Annotated in this window: 19 protein-coding genes; 6 read left to right on the top strand and 13 right to left on the bottom strand. The window is 56.3% G+C overall.

The annotated features are described in order from the left end of the window. Positions 1–8: 8 nt before the first annotated feature. The 5 genes from V8J82_RS21960 to V8J82_RS21940 form a co-directional block, all read right to left on the bottom strand. A complete protein-coding gene (locus V8J82_RS21960) occupies positions 9–1,217 on the bottom strand; it encodes an ATP-grasp domain-containing protein (protein WP_339978850.1) in 1,209 nt (402 codons plus the stop codon). Continuing rightward, a complete protein-coding gene (locus V8J82_RS21955; protein ID WP_339978848.1) occupies positions 1,201–2,538 on the bottom strand; it encodes a glycosyltransferase family 61 protein in 1,338 nt (445 codons plus the stop codon). The genes V8J82_RS21960 and V8J82_RS21955 overlap by 17 nt, the downstream gene beginning before the upstream one ends. Next, a complete protein-coding gene (locus V8J82_RS21950; RefSeq protein WP_339978845.1) occupies positions 2,535–3,602 on the bottom strand; it encodes a glycosyltransferase family 2 protein in 1,068 nt (355 codons plus the stop codon). The genes V8J82_RS21955 and V8J82_RS21950 overlap by 4 nt, the downstream gene beginning before the upstream one ends. 179 nt (positions 3,603–3,781) lie before the next feature. Then, positions 3,782–4,825, bottom strand: coding sequence for a Gfo/Idh/MocA family protein (locus V8J82_RS21945; RefSeq protein WP_339978843.1), 1,044 nt, complete (start codon positions 4,823–4,825; stop codon positions 3,782–3,784). 29 nt (positions 4,826–4,854) lie between these two features. Next, on the bottom strand, positions 4,855–5,955 hold the full coding sequence (locus V8J82_RS21940) for a DegT/DnrJ/EryC1/StrS family aminotransferase (protein WP_339978841.1): 1,101 nt from the start codon (positions 5,953–5,955) through the stop codon (positions 4,855–4,857). Between the two features lie 1,225 nt (positions 5,956–7,180). Between V8J82_RS21940 and V8J82_RS21935 the strand changes: the two genes are divergently transcribed. Both V8J82_RS21935 and V8J82_RS21930 read left to right on the top strand, forming a co-directional pair. Continuing rightward, complete coding sequence (locus V8J82_RS21935) at positions 7,181–9,703, top strand: FG-GAP-like repeat-containing protein (protein WP_339978839.1); 2,523 nt, start codon at positions 7,181–7,183, stop codon at positions 9,701–9,703. A 502-nt stretch (positions 9,704–10,205) separates the two neighbouring features. After that, positions 10,206–10,583 carry a hypothetical protein gene (locus V8J82_RS21930; RefSeq protein ID WP_339978837.1) on the top strand — a complete coding sequence of 126 codons (378 nt, stop codon included), beginning with the start codon at positions 10,206–10,208 and terminating at the stop codon, positions 10,581–10,583. A gap of 149 nt (positions 10,584–10,732) precedes the next feature. Here V8J82_RS21930 and V8J82_RS21925 read toward each other — a convergent pair whose 3' ends face one another. Both V8J82_RS21925 and V8J82_RS21920 read right to left on the bottom strand, forming a co-directional pair. Then, complete coding sequence (locus tag V8J82_RS21925) at positions 10,733–10,840, bottom strand: cyanase (protein ID WP_339978835.1); 108 nt, start codon at positions 10,838–10,840, stop codon at positions 10,733–10,735. Positions 10,841–11,192: 352 nt separating this feature from the next. Then, positions 11,193–12,053 carry a sigma-70 family RNA polymerase sigma factor gene (locus V8J82_RS21920; protein WP_339978833.1) on the bottom strand — a complete coding sequence of 287 codons (861 nt, stop codon included), beginning with the start codon at positions 12,051–12,053 and terminating at the stop codon, positions 11,193–11,195. A gap of 86 nt (positions 12,054–12,139) precedes the next feature. Here V8J82_RS21920 and V8J82_RS21915 point away from each other — a divergent pair, with 86 nt between their 5' ends. The 3 genes from V8J82_RS21915 to V8J82_RS21905 are packed head-to-tail and all read left to right on the top strand — an operon-like array spanning position 12,140 to position 15,166. Next, positions 12,140–12,733 (top strand): MarR family winged helix-turn-helix transcriptional regulator, encoded by a 594-nt coding sequence (locus tag V8J82_RS21915; RefSeq protein WP_339978831.1) that lies wholly within the window; start codon positions 12,140–12,142, stop codon positions 12,731–12,733. Further along, the gene (locus V8J82_RS21910; RefSeq protein WP_339978828.1) at positions 12,730–13,896 is read left to right on the top strand and encodes an MRP-like and DUF971 domain-containing protein; all 1,167 of its coding nucleotides are present in this window, start codon (positions 12,730–12,732) and stop codon (positions 13,894–13,896) included. The genes V8J82_RS21915 and V8J82_RS21910 overlap by 4 nt, the downstream gene beginning before the upstream one ends. Further along, complete coding sequence (locus tag V8J82_RS21905; RefSeq protein WP_339978826.1) at positions 13,889–15,166, top strand: DUF6522 family protein; 1,278 nt, start codon at positions 13,889–13,891, stop codon at positions 15,164–15,166. Before V8J82_RS21910 ends, V8J82_RS21905 begins: the two co-directional genes overlap by 8 nt. Positions 15,167–15,236: 70 nt before the next feature. On the opposite strand, the gene V8J82_RS21900 is transcribed toward V8J82_RS21905, so the two are convergent. Genes V8J82_RS21900 through V8J82_RS21875 form a run of 6 tightly spaced genes read right to left on the bottom strand, consistent with a single transcriptional unit; the run spans position 15,237 to position 21,794 of the window. Further along, entirely contained in the window at positions 15,237–15,950 is a 714-nt protein-coding gene (locus tag V8J82_RS21900; RefSeq protein WP_339978824.1) for an RraA family protein, read from the bottom strand. After that, positions 15,947–16,804: an ABC transporter permease gene (locus tag V8J82_RS21895; RefSeq protein ID WP_339978821.1), complete on the bottom strand. Its 858-nt coding sequence runs from the start codon at positions 16,802–16,804 to the stop codon at positions 15,947–15,949. The genes V8J82_RS21900 and V8J82_RS21895 overlap by 4 nt, the downstream gene beginning before the upstream one ends. Further along, positions 16,801–17,709 (bottom strand): ABC transporter permease, encoded by a 909-nt coding sequence (locus tag V8J82_RS21890; RefSeq protein WP_339978818.1) that lies wholly within the window; start codon positions 17,707–17,709, stop codon positions 16,801–16,803. Before V8J82_RS21890 ends, V8J82_RS21895 begins: the two co-directional genes overlap by 4 nt. Next, positions 17,706–19,340 carry a dipeptide ABC transporter ATP-binding protein gene (locus tag V8J82_RS21885; protein WP_339978815.1) on the bottom strand — a complete coding sequence of 545 codons (1,635 nt, stop codon included), beginning with the start codon at positions 19,338–19,340 and terminating at the stop codon, positions 17,706–17,708. Before V8J82_RS21885 ends, V8J82_RS21890 begins: the two co-directional genes overlap by 4 nt. Next, positions 19,333–20,901, bottom strand: a complete 1,569-nt coding sequence (locus V8J82_RS21880) for an ABC transporter substrate-binding protein (protein WP_339978812.1) — start codon at positions 20,899–20,901, stop codon at positions 19,333–19,335. The genes V8J82_RS21885 and V8J82_RS21880 overlap by 8 nt, the downstream gene beginning before the upstream one ends. Next, positions 20,898–21,794, bottom strand: coding sequence for a carbon-nitrogen hydrolase family protein (locus V8J82_RS21875; protein WP_339978810.1), 897 nt, complete (start codon positions 21,792–21,794; stop codon positions 20,898–20,900). Before V8J82_RS21875 ends, V8J82_RS21880 begins: the two co-directional genes overlap by 4 nt. Positions 21,795–21,898: 104 nt before the next feature. Here V8J82_RS21875 and V8J82_RS21870 point away from each other — a divergent pair, with 104 nt between their 5' ends. Next, the gene (locus tag V8J82_RS21870) at positions 21,899–22,783 is read left to right on the top strand and encodes a LysR family transcriptional regulator (RefSeq protein ID WP_339978808.1); all 885 of its coding nucleotides are present in this window, start codon (positions 21,899–21,901) and stop codon (positions 22,781–22,783) included. Positions 22,784–22,889 lie beyond the last annotated feature (106 nt).

Here is a 22,889-nt window from a genome sequence, read left to right as displayed (position 1 = left end):
AAAGTATCCTAACCTTGCTTACTTCTATTCTTAACACTGAGGCGTATTATATCGGGGTAAGCTTCGATATCTGATACAACATTCTCAAAAAATTCCTCTCTTTCGCCGTAGCTAAACAAAATTCCAGCCTTATCAAAGGGTGCAGGCTCTAGTGTGAGCCCACTATCTTTCAGTGGAATATAAAGACTTTGACAAGTCGTTTGCTCCATCGAGATACCAAAAAATGCTTCAGTATTGGCAACAGATATAACCTTCCGCTGAACGGCTTTAGGTTTGGATGTGTAGCCTGGCGCTTCGGCGGCTCGCCCGATAAATCCTGCTACGTAATTGGCCTCGTAGTCGTAGTTCAAAGCCAGCTTGAAATGATGCCCGTAGAGATCCCCAGGACATCTTCGCATGCATTCGATGATCCAAAATGACGATCCAGATGCCATGAACTGTGTATGCAGAAGGCCATTTTTGAGATTCATTGCCGCGACCAGTGTCTCCATGGCGCTCTGGACATCTACTCGCAAAGATCTGTCAAGGCGTGACGGATAGATGGAGCGGTCGACCTGATACGGATATACTTCACAAAACTCATCTACGAAGTCGTGCCATATGATGCGTCCCGAGACAACGAAGGCAGTATGACTATGTAGGCTACCTTCAACATATTCTTCAATAACAGCAGATCTTCGACGAGATTGGGCTAACGCTTTTTCCGATGCAACGGGCAGCTCGGCAATATCGCGGAGTATTTGAATGCCTCTTCCACTGAAACTGTCCACTGGTTTGAGTATGGCCGGGCCTTCTAGTTTATCCAGCGGCGTAGGCGTATTCTCATCGAGTATGCCAAAGATTTTTGGTGCAGGAATGCCGATATCTGCGCAAAAACGCCGGAAATGATCCTTTGTATGCAAGATATGAGTGGTTTCCAGATCATCTAGCCCTGCGAAGCCTAGCTCTGCTGCGACTTTGGCTGCAGCGAGATATGAGTAATCGTTACATGATGGAACGATGTAATCGAATTCTTCAGATCTACAAATACGTAGTAGAGTTTCCCAATCTGAATAATCTTCAAAAATAGACGCGTCCGCATATGCGTGACAAGGATCTGTTTGGTACTGACCAATAACTGTAACATGCGCCTTTTGGCGTTTGAGCGCTACCAACATGGGCATCGCACTAAAGCTGCTACCTATCAGCAGAACCTTTATTCTATGCGTGCTGTTCAACAGAGTATCCTACTGTATCAGAGCTAGAAGCGCTCCAGATTGTACTTTCTAAAGCCTTTTCCAGAACTGAGCCTAACACAAAATAATCTCTATTATAAATTGAATGCGTTCCAAATTGAGATTGAGTCCCTAAGACAAAACTCACCTTATGACCTAGCGCAACCATAAGATTCGCAAAATAGTGAAAGCTTGCAGAAGGGTAAGTGGGTGTCAGAATAATAACCTCAACTCCTGGCGGGCTAAATATAAGATTTGTCAGTGTGGCTCCAATAGGGCTAATCACAACGCGGACATGCCTAAATATCTCAATGACTTCTTCGATGGACTTCTCATAAACGTCGACATGCGCAAAGCCCTCAGCTGAGAGTGCGGCTTCAATCGCGTTTTGATTGATCAGGTGTCGGCCATTGCCTGTAGATTCTTCCGTTCGAGGAAGATAGACATTCGTCGGATTAGCTTTCTCTATTTTTACTTCGCTACGCCGAATATTTACAGCGGAATGCTTCCGGGGTGGTGAGACACGAACACGGCGGTGGACGCTTTCTCTTAGAAGTCTGAGTGCTGCCGATGAGAACTGGTATTGATCTGGTCGGACTTTGTCCAGCTCGCCAGTTTCAAAAAAATGTCGGGTTTCGGCAGGTGTAATACCTGGAAGGGTGACATAGTGTAGAGTTCCTACATCGATACGTTGATAGCTCCGAACAGTTATGATTTTTCGCTTCTTCTTATTCATTAGTTCAAGAATAAATTTTAAGTTGGGATGAAGATTTTCATCTACGACAATAGGAATTGCATCTAAATCATCTCTCTCATCGACCAACACGAGCCGAGCTATAGCTTCGGTTAGCCAGTGAGCATAGTTACCGCTGCATTGCCCAATTAGACTTATGGCTCGGTCTATATTCTTCACTTTAGTTCTTGGAAATATCGATAACCTAGATTTGTCTGTGTTAATGCGACCGCGCTGATCGATTTCGGCCGTAAAAGCATAAATCTCAGGATCTAATGATTTTGGATAGTATAGAGTACGATTATGTTGAACAAATTCTGTGCGGCCAATGATGGTAACATTAGAAAATGTCTTCAAATATATATCGGGAGAAATCTGCACTCCATCATATCCAAGGATCTCGTTGGCTTCCTCCTGATAGAAGATAGGCTTTACACCTTGCACTTGGCCGCCAGTTAGTATTTTTTCGGTGTTTGTAAGCGGGAAGCCTTCTAAATCCTCTAATGGAACAAGATCGTAGCACTTCGAAAAGAGGCGTCGCCGAATGCGAAGAGCTGCTGCGCTTGAGAATTTCTTAAACTTGCCCTTCATGGGTGAGCGCGCCTTATTCTGATGTGCAACCACATAAGGTTAAGGATAGCAAAGCTGCGATTCGCGATAGAGATCTTTGTATCTCTGATCGCTGCGCGTATAAGCTTGGCATCGTTATTTCTCTGGGCTCTTCGCAGAGTTTTTCGTTCCATTCGACGAATAAGTCTGTCTGAGACATGATCACTAAAAGCGCTGTCTATCATTTGTCTAGCCTGCGCAAGGTCATCGATTGTTTCAAAGGCTACGACATCCCAGCGGAAGGTTGACCAGTATTTGGGTGGTACGAAAGTGTGTACCACTTCCAAGATCAACTGGAACTGTCGGGCTGCGATCTGGTGAACATTTTGGGTGTGAACCCGGTACAGCCACACGCTGCGCGGGTCAAACATGAAGTGTTTACGTTCGGTGGACAGATGACGGAACAGCCGGAACATAAACGCATAGTCATCCGCAAGAAGAGCTGTATTGAACCCGCCCGCCGCATCGACAACATCTCGCCGGATGATAACGCCCTGCAGGAACAGGCGCGACACTTCTTTGTAGAGGTGTTGTTCAAGCACTTGATTGGGGTCACCCGAGCATAGCGCGGAAGCCAGACTGGTTTTGTAGATGTGCGAAGCTTGCTGCTCAACCTCTTGCTGCAAAAAGAGCAGCCGCGGCAGGATCATAGCGAGGTTTGAATCCTCTGCGAGTGCCTTGAGGCTACGGGCAATCGGGAAACTTGGACCCAACATGTCATCACCAGACATGAACATGATGAACTCACCTGAAGATTCATCAATCAATCGCTGCGTGTTCTCTGCGGTGCGACCTCCACTATTGGGCTGGGTTAGTAGAGTTACACGTGTATCCTGCCCAGCCATGTTTGCAATGAGCTTTGCGGTCTGGTCGCTCGATCCATCATCTAGAACCCAAACGTGCATGCCTTCGATGGCGTTCTGAAGAATGCTAGTCAGGCAATCGCAAATATAGGCCGAGTGGTTGTATGTCAGGACCAAAACACTCAGTGTAGGCGTACCCTCAGGATGTTGGCGCGATCTCGTTGGAGGGCGAACGTCTTTCAAAGCGGGCTCCGTGTAGTATGGGCCTTTCTTGGTGGGCTATTGAATGGCACCATCTGCAAGGCTCTTACAACCCCAAAGGCACGCCGGACGACCTGATCAGGCGCACGCCCGCCTATGATAAATTGAAGTTCCTTACAATAAAGCACCAGATCCCTGTGCAAGGGACTGATCGGCTAGCCTCACTCGACGAGGGTCTGCTGTTTGGTTTCGGCGGCGGCAATGATGGCTTCGACAACACGTAGGTTGCGATAACCGTCTTCGGCTGACATCTGCGGTGCAACTCCGTTGCGGATGACATCCACGAAATGTGCAAGCTGCAGCTTCAAAGGATCAGCGGGCCGAAACTCTAGTTGGATGTCTTCGAACGGCTTCCACCAAGATTTTTCTGTGTCAGGGGCGTAGGTCTTGCCCAGCATACTTGGGAAATCCAAGGCCCCGTTTGTTCCCGCAAAATGGTAGCAAGTGGCGTCCGGAAAATGCGGGTAGGCTGGGTTTTCGCCACTGGTCATCTCCCAGCTGCGCCAACTGACCGCTGCATCTGACAACAGGAAGGTTCCAATCGCGCCGTTCTTAAACTCAAGAGAGATCGATACGGTATCCTCAACTTCAAACTCGCGGGCATGATGACCAGCAATAGTTTGGACTGCTGCGATTTCCCCGGCAAATTCGCGCATCAGACCGATTTCATGGATCAAATTGATCAAGATCGGGCCACCGCCCTTACGAGTGCGCCAAGGACCGTCCAAGAAGTATTGATCTGGTTTGTAAAAGAGCGCGGACCCCTGCAACGCAACCATCCGTCCAAAACGCTCTGACTTGAGAAAGTCCAGCGCCACTTTAGTAAGGGGGCTGTAACTGCGGTGATGGCCAACCAAAACCGGCGTGCCCGTTCGCTCGACAGCGTCAACGATGCGCTTGGCATCGTCCAGATGATCCGTCAGAGGCTTTTCCACCAAGGTTGGGATTTGACGCGACAGGCACGCCATAACTTGCTCGTGGTGAAAGGCGTTAGGAGATGAGATGATTGCAGCGCTGATCCCCTGCGTCGAGAGCGCCTCGTCGATCGACGAGAATGCCGGCACGCGATAGCGTTCAGCAAACTTTGTGCGCTCCGGGCTTGGGGGTGCAACCACAGCCGCGAGAGCGCAATCGGGATGTTCGGCTATAAGCTGGGCGTGCTTGCGGCCAATCAGGCCCGGTCCCGAAAGAAGAAACTGAATCATGCTCGGCACTCTTTGCTCCTCTGATGCAACTAGCCGCCGTAGCTGCAAATCGCCTCAATCACCCGATCTGTGGCCATGTCGGATTGATGCGGGCCAATAGGAAGGCTGAGAACCTCCGAAGACAGTTGTCTGGCAATCGGAAAATCAGGCAGCGTCTTGGCCTCGACCGCATAGGCGGGTTGGTCCGCCGGTGCGACAGGATAGTGCATCTGGGTCCGGATGCCTGCCGCATCCAGATGAGCGACCAGAGCCTCCCGGTCAGGGCAGCGCACAACGTAAAGGTGCCAGACGCACTCCGCCCAATTCGGTTGAGTGGGTAACCCCAGATTGGTGTCGGCAAAGGCCTCCGAATATCGTGCAGCGATCACACGACGGCGAGCATTCCACGCATCCAAGTGACGCAACTTGACCCCCAGAACGGCCGCCTGCAAAGAATCCAAGCGGCTATTCATGCCGCGGACATCATTGTGATACTTACGACGGCCCCCGTAGTTGCCAAGAATGCGGATGCGGTCAGCAAGTTCTGCATTGTCCGTGGTCACCGCACCGCCATCGCCCATCGCGCCGAGGTTTTTGGCAGGGTAGAAACTCCAACACACCAGATCACCATGGGCTCCAATACGGCGCCCGTGATAGCGCGCGCCATGGGCTTGGGCGGCATCTTCAATCACAGCAAGATCATGGGTCTTGGCGATATCTAGGATAGGGTTCAGGTCGGCGGGTTGGCCGTAAAGATGGACCGCAATAATCGCTCGGGTCCTGCCCGTAACGGCATCCTCAATCCGCGTGGCATCGATGTTGTGAGTGTAGGGATTGGGTTCCACCACGACAAGATTTGCCCCAACCTCCGACACCGCCAGCCAGGTGGCGATATAGGTATTTGAGGGCACGATCACATCGTCGCCCGGGCCAATGTCCAGCGCGCGCAGCGACAAAACCAAGGCCTCTAGCCCGTTTGCAACACCGATCGCATGATCCGCTTCGCAATAGGTGGCGAAAGCCTTTTCAAAGGTTGTGACCTCAGTACCTAATATGAACCAGCCGCTGTTCAAAACCCGTGAAACAGCGATGTCGATCTCTGGTTGCAATTCGCGATACGCAGCGCCCAAGTCTAAGAATTCAACTTCCACGGTATTCTCTTCTAAGTGTTGGATATCGGGCCCGTGTCCTGGGCACTTCGCCTGTCGCGCAACTGCTAACATAGCACCAAGACGACGTCCATGTAGCTGCGGTGGCCACCTGCGCCGGTGGTGGATTGTCCTCCTGAAGGAAGTGCTGCTCACGAGCCGCAGCGTGCGGATCAGTTATCGGTCCAGCCTTGGATTTCGTGGCGCCCCGCTTTTGCGAAACCCACCCTGCGGCTGCCTGTCTCCAAGTCCACACCTTACTGCATATGGACAGGCACAGATGCAGATGAGCCTCTGCAATACTGGCGTGGTCGGCGAGGGCTGAGATGAACAGTATATCATCAATGACCGTCTATGCTTGTATAACCAGTCTTAAGGATTGGTCCGGGGCTGATCCGGTTTCTTCTATCGACAGGACTAAGCGATATCGTGAACGCAACGATCAGCATCGACAGTCTTAATGTGGCATATGAGAGAACTGCGCGTGGCTCTTACAAGAAGAAGACACAGGCGCAGATCTTAGCCAACACCCCCAAAAGTGATGCCTTCGAAGATGATCCATACGCCGCAGCGATCTAGAGCGCAGATAGAAGGATTGGAAATGACCTGGAGCGCTTGCATCCTATAGGGCAAAAGGCTGATTTCATTCAGTCCTGTGCGTCTGGGATCTCTACCAGTGCGCGCATCTTGCAAGTGAACTCTTGCGCGCGCCGGCAAGCGCAGAGCGGGTTTGGCTTGGCTTCATCGCCAGATGAACTGCTCACACCATACTGCGTTCAATTGTCATTGACTTTTTTGCGTATGACTATGGCGTATACTTACAAATAAATTTATATGTTTGCTGATGAGATCAAGCAGAGTAGGTGACTAGGTTCTTTGACTATGAATGCTGTCGTGGCTTTGGCTGCAAACAGGGATCATCGCAGCTCCATTCTGCGCGACGATCAGGCATGCCCGACCGGGCACCTTTGGGGGTATACCACTTGTTTTGTTGCTCGTATCGATCAGCACCACCATGGTTTTGACATCGAAACGACACAGAGTTGTCCTCAAACGTCCGAATGTGAGTGCTTGATTGATGTTCAGAGGTGCAGGGCGCGCCCTGCGAAGGGCGCGGCACCATCTCTGTTTTTTGAAATTATTTTTTTGAGTAAATCGTAGAGGTCCTTCTATGTGTACGTTGTGTCAGGCGCTTGATCCTAAGGTCAATGTGTATGATTTTCACGGCTTGGATAACGCCCCGCAAAGCTACGATCTGACCAGTTCAGGAAAGCCGGTCTACTCTTATGACCAAATTAGCGATTACTTAACTACTGGTTTTTGGAACGACTTTGGCACTACCCCCCGTAGTTTTGATGTCCAAACTAGCGGCACCATCACCTTCAATGTTGGCGGTTTGACGCAATACGGCGCGGAGACAGCGAGGAAGGCCTTTGAGGCATGGACGGCCGTTAGTGGGCTGCAATTTCAAGAGGTGCTCAGCACTTCAGCCGCGCAGATTGTTTTCGACGACAATGAACTTGGTGCTTTTGCCTGGAGCACAACAACGTTCGGCGGCAACATTATTAAGTCCAACGTCAATGTGCACACCTCTTGGGCGAGTTATGGGGACTATTACTACCAGACTTATATGCACGAGATTGGCCATGCTCTGGGCCTTGGGCACACTGGTAATTACAACGGAAATGCCACCTACGCGCGCGACGCGCGATACGCTAATGACAGCTGGCAGACCTCAGTTATGTCATACTTCTCACAATCTGAGAATACTGCGACAAATGCATCCTTTGCCTTCCTGGCCACGCTGCAGCTAGGTGATATTGCCGCCATCCATAGTTTATACGGCACACCGCTAAATGTCCAAACAGGTAACACGATTTATGGCGAAGGAGCGACGACGACGCAGTTTGGCATGGATCTTTCAGGCCAATATGCTGTTGCAATTGTCGATAGTGGTGGGATTGACCTGATTAATCTCGCCTCTTCCGGTGCAAGTCAACGCTTGAGCTTGGTTGGTGAAAGCTATTCTAGCATCAATGGCAAAGTCGAGAACCTTTCGATCGCTCGCACAACAGTTATTGAGAACGTTGCGACCGGTTGGGGCGCCGATAGCATTTTAGGCAACAGCGCCGACAACCAGATGATGGCTGGAGCTGGTAGTGATACCGTAGATGGCGCATCCGGCTCTGACCGGATCTACGGAGAGCAAGGAAACGACTATCTCTATGGTGGTCTCGGCAACGACCTGATTGATGGTGGTTCAGGTGCAGACCTGGTATACGGAGGCTGGGACGCTGATACGTTGTTCGGCGGCGTCGGCAATGACACACTTAATGGCGACCTAGGCAATGATGTTTTAGTGGGTGGCACAAATACCCCGCCGTCTCTGAAAATTGTCGCCCATGAGTCTGCTACGCTCACGGTCAACGATTTTGGCGGTGCCTGGTGGGCAGATAAAGAGAAATACCTAGATGACATAAATGGTGACGGCCAGGATGATCTGATCTTGTTTCGTGGCCTCGATGACATGTGGAGCATTTACACCATGCTCGGCAATGATGATGGAACGTTTGGAGCTGTACGCACCACATCCAACACTGACTTTGGCGGCGCTTGGTGGCGCGACAAGGAAAAAATAATAGGTGATATCAACGGAGATGGGTATTCAGATATCGTCGCGTTTGTTGGTCTTGGCGGGCGGGATCAGATCCATACGATGTTGGGACAAGCCGATGGCACCTTCGGTGAGGTTAAGACAACTCAACACACGTTTGGTGGTGCTTGGTGGGCCCCACGTGAGAAATTCATTGGCGACGTGAATGGCGATGGATTTGATGATCTCGTTGTGCTGCGCGGTCTCGATGATTTGTCACAAAACTTATACACAATGCTTGGTACCAGTGATGGAACCTTTGGTCCCGTTGTAGGTACAAGTAGTTTTTTGGCCAGTGCTTGGTGGGCTGATAAGGAAAAGCTTCTTGCTGATATCAATGGTGACGGATTCGCCGATTTGGTTGTTTTCAGCGAGCGTGATAGCCACGCACAAATCCATACCTTGCTTGGGACAGCTGATGGCTCGTTCGGAGATCTTAGGACGACCTATACAGAATTCGGAGCAACTTGGTGGGCTGACAAAGAAAAACTCGCCGACGATGTGGACGGTGATGGCAATGCTGATATTGTCATATTACGCGGGTTAAATGATCAGCAAAGTATCCACACTCTCCACGGGAGTGACGAAGGTACATTTGAACATGTCGTCACTTCCATCTATGATTTTGGTGGTGCTTGGTGGGCTGAAAAGCAGAAGTTCCTTGGCGATGTGGATGGCGATGGACGGTCAGACATCGTAGGCATGCATGAAGTAAATAATTTCATTGTCTCACTCTCGGGGAGGAATAACGGTACCTTCGGCGCAGGAGATGGCAACGACAATCTCAACGGCGACTTGGGTAATGACTTCCTCGATGGTTCTGAAGGCGATGACACTTTGACTGGAGGTGATGGCGCCGATGTTTTTGCTTTTAATGGTGAATTTGGAAACGACACCGTAACTGATTTTATGATATCGGTTCCCAACGAAAAAATCGACCTAAGTGAAGTTGCCGAGATTACGAGTTTCTCGGACCTCATATCCAATCATCTGACCCAAGTAAGCTCGAATACTGTCATAAATGACGGGTTGGGGAATTCTATTACGCTTATCGATGTCAACGCTTCACTCCTGACCATAGATGATTTTGTTTTTTAGCGGCTAGCTGAAAATGCATAGGACAGTTTGGTAGAACGAATTCTGTTGATTTGACACCGGCCGAAGTGTACATTCGGGCTTTATTGTCCTGGAAAATTATGGCGCGATCCGTTCAAGCGCCGAATATTTACCTGAAGGTAATTCGCTTTGGTGTTCGTTGGAACAGCCGCTTGCTCCTATAATAACGTGATCTAGGTGATTTGATTCGCTCTGATTACAGTTTTTAATTGTGTGTAGAAGTTTGTTGCAGAGAACCGCAGGCTATTCTATCGGCAATACATCAGTTCGTGAGCTACCATCGCACTTGGAGGAACGCTAAGTTCACGTAAGCGGCCACTGATCTAGCTATCGACGAATTGTTGATCCTTCTACATACTTCATTGACGTTACGTTATCGCTCGGTGGACCGATAGATCAGCTTGAGGCGCGAGATGCGTTGCAATCCCGTGCACTCACCGCCGCAAAGGATGCCGTTCCGGCGGATTGGTTCTTTGTGCAAGTGATGCGCGAGGACCTGAACCGGTTTCCTTTCAGCCCCAACGATATCGTCGTACCGATCGTTCAGGATGGTCTGGTTGCAAATCTGGCCAAGTATCTAGACAGTCAGTCCGTTATCGGCGTCACCCCCGATCCGACCTCGACCGAAGGGGTGTTGACCCGGCACAATGTGGGTGTGCTCCCTGCGCTGTTGGAGGGCGCAGCGCAGTCAGATGTGAATATCCAGACCTGCTATGGTCGAGGCAGTCGTCGGCGAGGGCATGCCTTTGCTTGCGATGAACGGGTCGTTTATCGGGCACCGATCGCACCAATCCGCATGCCATGTCGTGCAGCCGGATGGCGCGGAAGCGTTTCAATACTCCTCCGGCGTTATCTTTGCTGACGGGGTCGAGCAGGATTTCTGCCTTTCGATAGGGGCGTTTAGGCACAGATTCGAGTGGCAAGAGGCGGTTGTCGCTGGTTGTGTAGATCAACCGCGCCTTACCGCATCCAAGATCAATGACAATGACCGAGCGCTTCAGACGAGCAGCGCTACAAAGCGTTGGTAGAAAGATGTTTGCCTGACATCTCGATTTTGACCCGGTCACTTTTCTTATTCGAGACACGCGTGATGCTCATATCGAAATCGCTCGCGGACATGATGCCATCGTCCAATTCTTCGTGGCTCAGCGCCTTGAGCGTCGGGCCTTAGACATCGACGATTTCGTAAAACCGATTGATGCACGGATCAGTCGGCATAGCTTGCGACCAAGACCTTGATCGGACGTTCTTGAAGGAGTTTCGATGGGGCCTCGGGCAAGCTACACCCCGTCTGCCTGTCCACGTTATTGCGCAGGAAGCTCGCTTAGACCAATCGATGAACGACTCTCTAGGGCGGCCTGGCGGACATTTGCGTGCCGCTCGATCAGTGACAGCGAAACGCGCCAGTTCAAGATATGGTAGGCCCAAACGCCAACGCGCTACCCCTGCCCTCGTGCTTCAAACCAATTGATCAGACGAAACTATCGGGCCCCAGATCTCGCTTCAGCATCGCCGCGCGCAACCGTTCAAAGCCGCGTTCGCGAAGCTGACGCACGCGTTCCTTCGAGATTCCGTATTGTGCGCCCAGCCCTTCCAGTGTGGCCGGTGGGTCGGTCACCTGGGTCGCGACCACGATGTCGCGCTCCCGATCGGGTAGAGCTGACAGCGCCTCAACCAAAACCGTGCGCAGAGCGATGATGGCCAGCCTTTGCACGGCAGCGGATTCTTCGAGACTGTCGGGGTCAACCAAGAGCGCGACGCGATCCTCATCCGTGTCGCCAAGCGCAGGCACGTTCAAGGAATGGTCACGACCCGAGATTTGAGCGCGCAATTCCGACACGCGTTCGATACTCACTTTAAGTGCCTCTGCGATCCGTTGATCCGCTTCCGCGCGGTCGATCTGCGGATCGGTCATCATCTCGGCTTCCAGGGCGGCGAATTGCGCCACAGCCTTCCGCGCCAACGCGGAATTGGGCCGCCTGACGATTGATGTATTGGCGCGCGAGTAGCTCTGGATCTCGGCCCGCACCCACCAGATCGCGTAGGTTGCGAAACGATTATCACGGTCGGGATCGAACCGGTCGACCGCCTTCATCAACCCGATATTCGCCTGCTGGATCAGATCCAAGTCAATCTCGGCGCCGCTCTTCGAAAAGCGCTTTGCGATCGCCGTCGCCAATGGTGCGAAGGCTTGGATCAGTCTGTCCCTCGCGCGCATGTCGCCTCGGCTCTGCCACGCACGGATAAGATGCAGCTCTTCCTTCGCAGATAGCATCTCGGCACTGCGTTTGCGGCGCGGGCGAGATCCGAAATTTGGCACAGGTTTGTTCATGGCAATGGCTCGCTTTAGTGTCGAACCGAAATCAAACAGATCAAATCAGCATTGTCAAAGTAATTTCGATTCGATATCAAATACCCATGACACTTGATTGCCAGACACCGGATCGCATCGCAGAATTGCTGGTTCATGTGGCCCGTGCAGCCCGTAGCGAGGATGGAAAATCCGAACTGACCGCTGCGCAATGGACATGTCTGCGCTTTTTCGCGCGCGCCAATCGCGATACCCGAACCCCATCAAACTTTGCCAGTTTCCAGGCGACGACACGCGGCACGGCATCTCAGATCATCAAGTCCCTCGAAAAACGCGGGGTCATTGTCCGGCGCCAGTCGGATCGAGACAAGCGCAGCGTGTGCTTCGACCTGACGCAAGCGGGCCGGGACATTCTGGTGAAGGACCCGCTGAGTGACCTCATGCGTGTGATCGACGACCTCAGCGTTGAGGAACGCAACCGTTTCCTGAAAACGCTGTCGCGGCTGGCCTCGACCCTTGCAGAGGCGCGCGAGGTGCCCGCCTTTGGCACCTGCACCGATTGCAGCCATTTCTCAACGACCGGGGGCACCGGCTATTGCGCCTGCCTGTCGGCGGAATTGGCCACCGATGAAATCGACAAGCTATGCGCCAGCTATCGCGGCCCGGCGCTGGACACTTCAGACAGAAGGAGAACGGGATGAGCCAGCCTGAGCACGCCGCAGGCCCGCGCATGATCGCTATCAGCAGCGGCAAGGGCGGCGTCGGCAAGTCCACCGTTACCGCCAATATCGCCGTGGCTATGGCCGAGGCGGGCCTGTCCGTTGGGGTGGTGGATGCCGATATATACGGGCCGTCTATCCCTGGCATGCTGGGCATCCCCTCGGTGAAGCCAGCCATGACACCCGATGAAAAGGTCGTTCCCGCGGAAGCCCATGGGGTGAAGGTCATCTCTATGGCCATGCTCACCGATGACGACAAGCCAGCGATCCTGCGCGGGCCGATGGTCACGAAATACCTTCAGATGTTCGTCCGGCAGGTGGATTGGGGGCACTTGGATGTGCTGTTGTTGGACCTGCCCCCCGGGACTGGTGATATCCAGCTGACCCTGGCACAGGCGTTCCCGCTGTCAGGCGCTGTGGTTGTCAGCACGCCACAGGATGTCAGCCTCAAAATCGCCCGGCGCGGGCTGCGTATGATGGAACAGGTCGAGGTGCCGATCCTGGGTGTCATCGAGAATATGAGCGGTTTCACCTGTCCATCCTGCGGAACCGTCACGCATATCTTCCACCAGGGCGGCGGCGAAGCCATCGCGCGCGACATCGGCGTTGCGTTTCTGGGCAAGGTGCCGCTGGACCCGAACGTGGTCGATTGCGGTGACGATGGTACGCCTCTGATTGGCGCAGCACCAGATAGCCCGGCCGCTGCAGCCTACCGCGATATCGCTGCTGCGTTGGGGGATACCGGCGACGCGAGCGGCGGCATCGCCACACCATTCGCCTGGTCCATCGCCAGCGGGTCCGGCAAACCGACCCCGGTGGAGCCCGTCGCAGGCGGTTCAGACGATCGCCTGTCTGCGCTTGATCACCATGCGGGCAGCCTTGTCTTGCGTTGGATGGATGGCGTTGAGCAGCGTCTTGCCACGCGTGATCTGCGTCTCGATTGCCGCTGCGCCTCGTGCCGGGATGAAATGACAAGCGCGCGTCTGCTGGATCCTGACACCGTGCCGATGGATACGGACATCACACGGATCTGGAGCGTCGGAAATTACGCCCTCGGTCTCTCGTTCAGCGATGGACACGATACTGGGATCTACACGTTCAAAGCGCTCCGCGCGATGCAAGGGGCGGAGCTGGAAGATGTCTGAGGCACCGACCCGTCGCCGGATCCGAGCTCAAAGCTCTGCGCGAGACGACAATGTCATGGGCTTTGTCCTGGATGCGCCGCTTCAAACAGCCGGGGCGGTTCGCCTGGACAGGTCGGATGGCTCACCACTGGCTCAGGTTTTGTTCGCCACGCCAGGATTGCGTCGGATCGAGGTGAGCGGGTCAACGATCTGGGTCAGTAAAGATACCGACAGCGATTGGGCCGCCTTGAAGCCGAGGATCGCTGAATCCATCCGCAACGTGCTGGACGAAACGGAAACGCCGCTTGCCTCCGGCGATACATCGGGCGCGTCCGACCCTGACGCAGTGCTTTTTAAAGCCGTTGAGGATTTGCTGGACCGGCAGGTCAATCCCGCCGTCGCGGCCCACGGCGGCCAAATCTCGGCGGACCGGGTCGAGAGCGGTACCATCTATCTGCGGATGTCCGGGGGGTGCCAGGGTTGTGCTGCGTCGTCGGCCACGCTGCGGCAGGGGGTGGAGCGGATGCTGCGCGCCGCCCTCCCCCAGATCGTCGACATCGTCGACGTGACCGACCATGCCGCCGGGAGCAATCCGTTTTACGCGCGCGATGACGGACCGTCTCCGGTGCTGAACCGCCCGGTTCCAGATGGCGTCATCGGCTGGGAAGATGGCCAGATCATTGTCGATCCAGAATATCTGGCGCCCAAGCTCGGGCTCACGGCCGAAGCCCTGCGCACCGGTTTGCGCATCGGGGATATCACCGGGGTGACCGAAACCGGCGAAGGTGCGGATGCGGGTAAGACGCGGATCATTCTGCGCACCAACACGCGCGCCTGGGCTGCTGAGGTTCTCGGCGATGGATCGGCGCGTGAAATCCCGCCGCCCCGCGAAACGGACGATGCCGGCGATCGAGAGCGCGACCTTGCTGACCGCGTGCGTGCATTTCTTGCGGCGCGCGCACCCGATCAACCCCTGATTACCTACGGGGCGCTGGCCCGAGCAATGGGTCTTTGGGCGCCGGGCTCGATACAACGCGTGACGCGTGCGCTGGAGGCCACGATGCGGGAAGACGCCGCCGCGGCGCGCCCCTTCATCGCCGCTCGTGCCGTGGGCCGTCGACGAGACAGCCTACCTGGAAAGGGCTTTTTCGAACTCGCCAGCGCATTGTCGCGCGGACGGCAAGACGACGAGGGAGAGCTAGAGTTTCATGCCCGCGAACTCGCCCGTTTGAATGAGATGCCCCATGACAAACCCATCGCTCCTTCGGACATCGAAATCACGAAAACCTAGGCATACTCGGAAAAAGATGCGCCTCTTGTAACGCGGAGTGGTGCTGTCGAACGAGGCGCCAGACGGTTCTTCACCCTTGCGCCGCGGTTGGATCCATCCCGGACTCGACCAGTTTCGTCGCCCCGGTCAGTTGCCCGAGGGATAAGGTTGTGGGTCCACGTGCGAGACGCCGCTCGGCGACCATCTGCCCGCGGGTCAAGGCAATCCTGCTCACCTTGGCGGCCTCGTCCGGGCGCATGACATAGACCCCATCCGCATCCGCCAGGATGGCGTCGCCGCTCAAAACCGCCACGCCCCCGACTGATACAGGTATGTGCGCCCGTCCGCCCAGATCCGCCATGCGTGTCGTCATGGGTGAGACCCCGCGACACCAGACCGGAAAGCCCAGCTCGGCCAATTCCAACCCATCGGTACACGGCCCATCGATAATGGCCGCCACGATCCCCTTGCGCATCGCAGCTTCGGCGACGCCATCCCCCAGACAGGCGTGGCGTGTATCGCCCAGCCGGTCAATCACCAGAATATCGCCCGGTGCAGCCAGGCCAATCGCATGATGCAGCATCACCGAACACGGCCCTGGGATCTGCACCGTCAGCGCGCGGCCCGCAATGCGTGGGCCAAGGCCTTGATTGGCACGGATGCCAGGATCGAGAGCGCCCCAATACAGAATATGGCCCAGCATTGTGGTTTCGCATTGCACCAACATGTCGATTGTGGCGAGGTCCAGCGCGGGCGGTTCTGGCCCAATCGCGTATTTCGGCGGGGATGGCAGTGGCGTGGTCATCGTTCGCTCCGCAAGGTTGGATCCAGCCGGTCACGCAACCAATCGCCGATCATCGAGACCGATAGGGCCAGGCAAAAGATGATCGCACCGGGCAGAAGCGTCAGCCACCAGGCCGTCATCAGGCGGTCGCGGCCCTCGGACATGATTTGACCCAGGCTGGTTAATGGCGGTTGCACGCCAAGACCCAGGAAAGACAAAGCCGTTTCCAGCAAAACGGTCAGCGGGAGATTCACCGTGAATTGCACCAAGGCGACATTCAGGATGTTGGGCAAGACATGTCGCAGATAAATCCGCGCGGGCGACGCCCCAAGCGCGCGCACCGCCGTGACATAGCCGGATTCCTTGGCCTGCAAGGTCGCGCCACGCATAAGGCGCGCGTAAACCTCCCACCCATTGAGACCGACAAGCAGCAAGAACAGCATGAAAGAATTGTCGAACATTGCCAGCATGAACAGGGCCACGATGATGATCGGCAGAGACGCCTGAACATCAATGGCAGCCACGATCACGGCCTCCGTCCGGCCGCGTTGTGCCGCAGCGATGATCCCCAAAAGCGACCCCAGCACCGCGCCAATCACCGTCCCGACGATCGCGACAACCAGGGTGATATGCGCGCCCGTGACCAGCCGCGCAAGCAGGTCCCGCCCGCGCGCATCGGTGCCGAGCAGATAGCCTTCGGTCCCTGGCGGCTCCAACCGATGCATCAGCGACGTTTCGCGAAAGCCATGGGGCGTCAACATATGACCAAGGATCGCGAACAGCACAAAGGCCGCAACGAAGACCATCGCCACCTTGACGCTGATCGGGATCGGCGTGCGGGCTCGGGTGGCGGGGACTGGGACGGTAACGGTCATTTTGCGCGAATTCTCGGATCGATGATCAGATAGAGAAGGTCCACAATCAGATTGGCGGTCACCATGGTGAAAGCCACGACCAGCACCAGGAATTGAACTTGCGCCAGATCGCGCGTGGCCACAGACCGGATCAACAACTGACCGACACCAGGCCATGCGAAAACCTGTTCTGTCACCACGGACCCGGCCACCAACGCGCCCAATGACAGCCCGATCAGCGTTACCAACGGGATTGCTGCGTTCGGCGCGGCGTGGCGGATCAGACGACGCCCGAACGGAATGCCGCGGGCCTCGGCGGCGCGCATATAGGGCGCGTTGATCGTTTCCAGCACCGAGGACCTCGTGAAGCGGGCAAAACTGCCCATCGCGGCCAGTCCCAGCGTCAAAGCGGGCCAAATCACGCTGGCATTCTCACCCCCCAGAAACGCGCCGAAGCTTAGCGCGGCAACCAGGATGACCACGAGACCAAACAGGAAATTCGGCATCGCAAAGGCAAACACGGAAAAGCCCATCACCAAGCGGTCCAGCGAAGATCCGCGCCGGATCGCCGCCACGGCGCCGATGGGAATGCCGATGGCAATTGCCAATGCCAACGCGGTGATCCCCAGGCGCAGCGTATAGGGCAGGCGTTCCAAAAACGTGTCTTCGACAGCCAGGCCCGTATGGATCGAAAAGCCGAAATTGCCCTGTAGCAGACCGCCGACATAGCCCAGATATTGCTGCCAGATCGGCTGATCGAGGCCCATGGCGCGGGCATATTGATCGATCACCTCTTGCGGCGCGTCGGGCGGCACAAGCGCCGCGGCGGGGTCACCGGAAAAGCGGATGAACAGGAAGACCAGCGTGACGGTGATCAGCATGGTCAGCATGGCGCGCAGCAGGCGAGAGAGGATGTAGCCGGTCATGCCGCGCTTCCATGGTGGAATAGGTCGAGCCCAGGTGCAGCGGCGAGTAGATCAATCGTATAGCTATTCTCAGGCGCTTCAAACACACGCGCGGCTGGGCCGCGCTCGACAATCTCGCCCGCGCGCATGACCAGGATGTCATCGGCGACGGCGCGCGCCACGGCAAGATCATGGGTGATGAACAGGATCGCGAAGCCAAAGCGCCGCTGCATATCGGCGAACAGATCGAGGATCTGGGCCTGGATCGAAACGTCAAGCGCGGAAACAGCCTCATCCGCGATCAGAAGCTCCGGTTCCAACGCCAAGGCGCGCGCGATACAAATCCTCTGCCGCTGCCCGCCTGAGAATTCTTGCGGATAGCGGCCACCGGCCTGCGCGGAGAGCCCGACCATCTCGATCAGATCAGCGGCTTTCTGGCGCGCCTGGTCGGGCGGCATTCCGTGGATAATCGGCCCTTCGGCGATGGCTGAAAGCACCGTCTGGCGCGGGTTCAGGGCCAAAAACGGATCCTGAAGGACGACTTGGATCGACCGCCGCAGTGCGCGCAGGGGCGCGCCTTTCAGACTACTGATGTCCTGCCCCTTGAATTCAATCGAGCCACTCTCAAGATCCTCCAACCGCAACAAACACCGCGCGAGGGAACTTTTGCCCGACCCGCTTTCGCCGACCACAGCCACCGTGCGCCCTGCCCCAATACTCAGCGACACATCCTTGACAGCGTGCAGCGCCTTGCGATTGCCCAAAAATCCGCTGCGATAGATCAGATTGAGATCCTTGGCCTCCAGAATGGGCGCATCGCCACCGCGATCCAATTGCCGATGGGCCGGGCTGACAGCCGCGATCAGCTTTTGGGTATAGGCATGCTGGGGGCTGCGCAGGATGTCTTGCGCAACGCCAGCCTCGACCAAGCGCCCCTCTTGCATCACGGCAACGCGGTCGGCGATCTCGGCCACCACGCCGAAATCGTGGGTCACGAACAGCACCGAGAGGCTATGTTCGCGCTTGAGCCGGGCAATCAAAGCCAAGATTTCAGCCTGGGTGGTCACATCCAGCGCGGTGGTCGGTTCGTCTGCGATCAGCAGTTTCGGCTCCAGCAACAAAGCCGCTGCGATCACCGCACGTTGCGCCTGCCCGCCGGAGAGTTGGTGCGGGTAAGACCGCGCGATGCGTTCGGGCTCCGGCAGGGCCACATCGGATAAAACCTCCAACACCCGGGCGCGGCGATCTGACTTTGGAATGCCGTGCACCTCAAGGATCTCGGTCAACTGGGTCCCGATGGTCCGGACAGGGTTCAGGCTGGCGGCCGCATCCTGGAAGATCATCGCAATCTCAGCCGAGCGGATCGCGCGAAAGGCGGTGTCGCGCTGCGGCGGCATTGGGGCGCCGTTCAGGCGGATCTGACCGGCTGTCACCGGTAGCGCATGGGGCAGCATACCCAGAATCGCTTGCCCAATGACCGATTTGCCCGACCCGCTTTCGCCCACAAGGCAAAGGGTTTCGCCCGGCGCGATCTCAAAACTGATCTCAGACACGGCCTCTGGCCGGTCGCCGTCGGCGGGCAGTGCCACGCTTAGCCCCTCGACTGACAGAAGCGGCGCAGCGGGCGCCGCCCCTGATGCCAAGTCACTCATCATAGCCGGTCATGTAGAGGTGGTCGAAAATCGTGACCGCCGAATTGCCCGGATCCCACTGCAATCCGTCATCAATCGCGTAGCTGACCACGTTGCGCCACATATACATGCCCGGGGTCACGTTTTCCCATTCTGCGACCAAATCCAAATAGGCGGCGTAGCGATCCTCAAAGCCTTGGGCCTGCTCGAATGCGTTGCCGAGCGTCTCGAATTCCGGCGTCATTGCCCATGTATTGTGGGCGGCGCGCACGCGGCTGGATTGCGGGCCCCAATCCATCCAGAGCGGGCGGTAGGGATCACCGGAAAACTCGCTCGACATCGACATGTTCAACAGGTGGAAAGGCCGTTCATAGGCCAGTGAGAAGTTGTCTTTGAGCGAGATGCGGACGTTGATGCCCAGCTCGGCCCATTGCTCGACCATGAACTCGGCGGCGATCTCGTAATTGGGATAGAAGCCGCGGGTGATATGCCAGAGCAATTCTTCGCCCTCATAATCGCTGTCGGCCAGATAGGCCGCAGCCTGTTCGGGATCGTAGGGCACGGCCCGTTCGCGATCAGGATCAAAGTAATCGCCATATTCCGGGAAGTTGAACGGCGTCGGCACGAAGGTCGCGTCGCCCCAGATCGCTGCGGCGATGGCCTCGCGGTCGACACCGGCGACCATGGCGCGCCGCAAGTTTACATCTGTCAACGGATTGTCGGGCAGTGCCTCGGTTTCCAGCATGTTGAAGGCGAACATCGGATAATTCTCGATGCCCTTTTCCATGACGGTGACGTTTTCGGTGCCCTCCAGCGCATCGACCTGATCGGCGGGCACGCTGACAACAACATCGTATTCGCCGGCGACGAGCCCCGCAAAACGCGTGGAGAATTCCGGCACGATTTCAAAGCGGAGCGAGGCGGCAGGCGGCTCTCCGGCCCAGTAATCCTCGAACGCCACCGCATCGACCGCGACCGAGGGGTCAAAGGCCGTCATCCGATAAGGACCGGTGCCCATCGGCATCTGGCCAAACGCATCGGTCCCGACCTCTTCGTAGTAGTGCTGCGGAAGAACGAACCCGATAGGGGTGACCATGCGAAATGGCAGATTGGGATCGGCGAAGCTGGTTTCGACCTCAACGGTCAGGGGACCGGTTGCTTCGACCCGAACAAAGCCGCGCGTGTAGCGCGTGCCGCGGGGCGCAAGCGGCTCCTCCCCCCATAGGCGCTCGGCCGACAGCGAGAATGCCACGTCTTCGGCGTCCATGATGTGACCGTCGTGGAACTGCACCCCGTCCCGCAAGGTGAATTCCCAGACGGTCGGGGAGAGCTGCTGCCAGCTTTCGGCGAGCCATGGGACCAATTCGGTGCCATCGGGATCTTCCCAGCGGTTGCGGCGCACCAGGGTATCGAAGATATTGGAATGCACGCGCGCGCCGGTGGTCGAAATGCCGATGACCGGGTCCATGGTGGGCCAAAGATTGTCGACCGCGATCACCAGATCAGGGCGATCTTCGGCGAAGGCAGGCAGTGCCAAAGCACCCGCCAGCAAAGATGTCGCCAATAGGTTGCGAAGGGTCATGTCAAAGCTCCCGTGGGTGTCTCTTGAATGCTTTGCGCGGGATCAGCGGCCCCGGCTGTATGGACTTGGCTCAACGTGTAGGGCCGAGCGTTTTGCAGGTTGGGGATTTGCCGTCGCGCCGCTGCGACGGCCTCCAGCGGCAGATCCACGGTGATCTGTCCCGGCGCGTCGCCGCCCAGATCCGCCAAAATCTCGCCCCAGGGCGAGACGATCAGCGAATGGCCCCAGGTGACGCGCCCATCGGCATGGTTGCCCACCTGCGCGGCGGCAATCACATAGGCGCCGTTCTCGATCGCGCGGGCGCGCAGCAGGACTTCCCAATGGGCGCTACCGGTGGGCACCGTGAAGGCCGAGGGGATGAACATCACCGTTGCGCCAACCAGAGCGTAGTCGCGGTAAAGATGTGGAAACCGCAGATCGTAGCAGATCGACAAACCCAGCGGTCCGAACGGGCTGTTGGCCACAACGGCCTCAGATCCCGGCACATAGCGGTTGGATTCCCCCGTCGCGCCGCGCCCATCCAGGAAAACATCGAACAGGTGGATCTTGTCATAGCGGGCGATGATCTCGCCCGAGGGATCGATCAGAACCGTATGATTGTAGTATCGTCCATCGGGCGCCTTCACCGGGCAGGACCCGGAATGCACCCAAATCCCACGCCGCGCCGCCTCATCCCGACAAGCCGCGATATAGGGGTCATCCCCTTCAACGGTGATCTGCGCGCGCGCGTGATCCTTGTCGCGATCCATCAAACCCGCTGCCTCGGGCAGGGCCAGCATGGCCGCCCCATCTTCAGCGGCCCGGGCGGAGGCACGGCGCAAGCTGGCGACATTTTCGGCATGGGTGTTGTGCGACGTCATTTGGACCATCGACACACGCAACGTCTCTGTCATCGTCATCCCCACTCTAGCTGACCCGCAATCATAGGCCGCTAGAAAATCGAGAAAAAAGAACAAAATTATTGCAACTCGTCTAATTTTCTCACAGAAAATCTGACATGCCATCGGCCCGTCGTCTTCCTTCACTGAATGCGCTGCGCGCCTTGGAAGCGGTCCGCGAAACCGGATCGGTTTCGGCTGCCGCGCGGCGGTTGAGTGTCTCGCACTCCGCCGTGAGCCATCAAATCAAGCATTTGGAAGCTTGGATCGGGCGGCCGATCACGGTGCGTCAGGGCCGTAGCGTCGCCCTGACCGAGGCGGGCGAAAGCCTGGCGCGGGTGGTCAACAATTCGTTCGACGCGATCCGGCATGAGATCGACTTGCTACCGCTGCGATTTGCCCGCGCAGTCTCGGTATCGGCCCTGCCAATCATCGCAGAAGAGATCCTGTTGCCCAATCTCGAGAGCTTCCGCGCGGCGCATCCCAATATCAGCCTGCATATCTCACTGGCCCAGACGGATCGGCCGAAAACGCCCGTCCCCGATGTGGAGATTCTGTTTCGCCAAAAGGATCGGATGCTGCCGGGCGAAGACATTCTGTTTTCGGGCGATGCTGTTCCGGTTTGTGCACCCAGTTTCCTAGCGGCCGCCAAAGACGACCCGACAGCCGTCATCCGCAAAGGACCGCTTCTCGTTGATGAGGATTCGCGCATGTGGGCCCAATGGCTGGCCCTCGCCGACGCGACATGGACAACCGATGAGGATACACGAACAATATATCTTGAGGGGTCATTCCTTCTGCAAAAAGCGGCGGAGCAAGGGATCGGCGTTGCGATTTGTCGACGCGCCACAATCACCCGCGCCCTTAGATCAGGCGCCCTCGTGCAATTGTCCGATACCGCCATCGATCAGAGCTGGGCCTATACGTTGCGGATCGCAGCAGGCAGGGCCATCGAACCAGAAGTACAGCTTGTCACAAACTGGTTGAGAAGCCTGGCCGCTTGAGGCCACAGACACACAGCCCATCGATCACAGCATGGAAAGAAAATGTGCGCTTGAGGCATGTCAAAGACGCATGCTTATCACCATATCACATTCGACGGCGCTAGAA

Origin of the sequence: Gymnodinialimonas mytili (assembly GCF_037544085.1) — a bacterium.
GTDB lineage: Bacteria > Pseudomonadota > Alphaproteobacteria > Rhodobacterales > Rhodobacteraceae > Gymnodinialimonas > Gymnodinialimonas mytili.
This window is presented reverse-complemented; position numbering and strand designations above follow the sequence as displayed.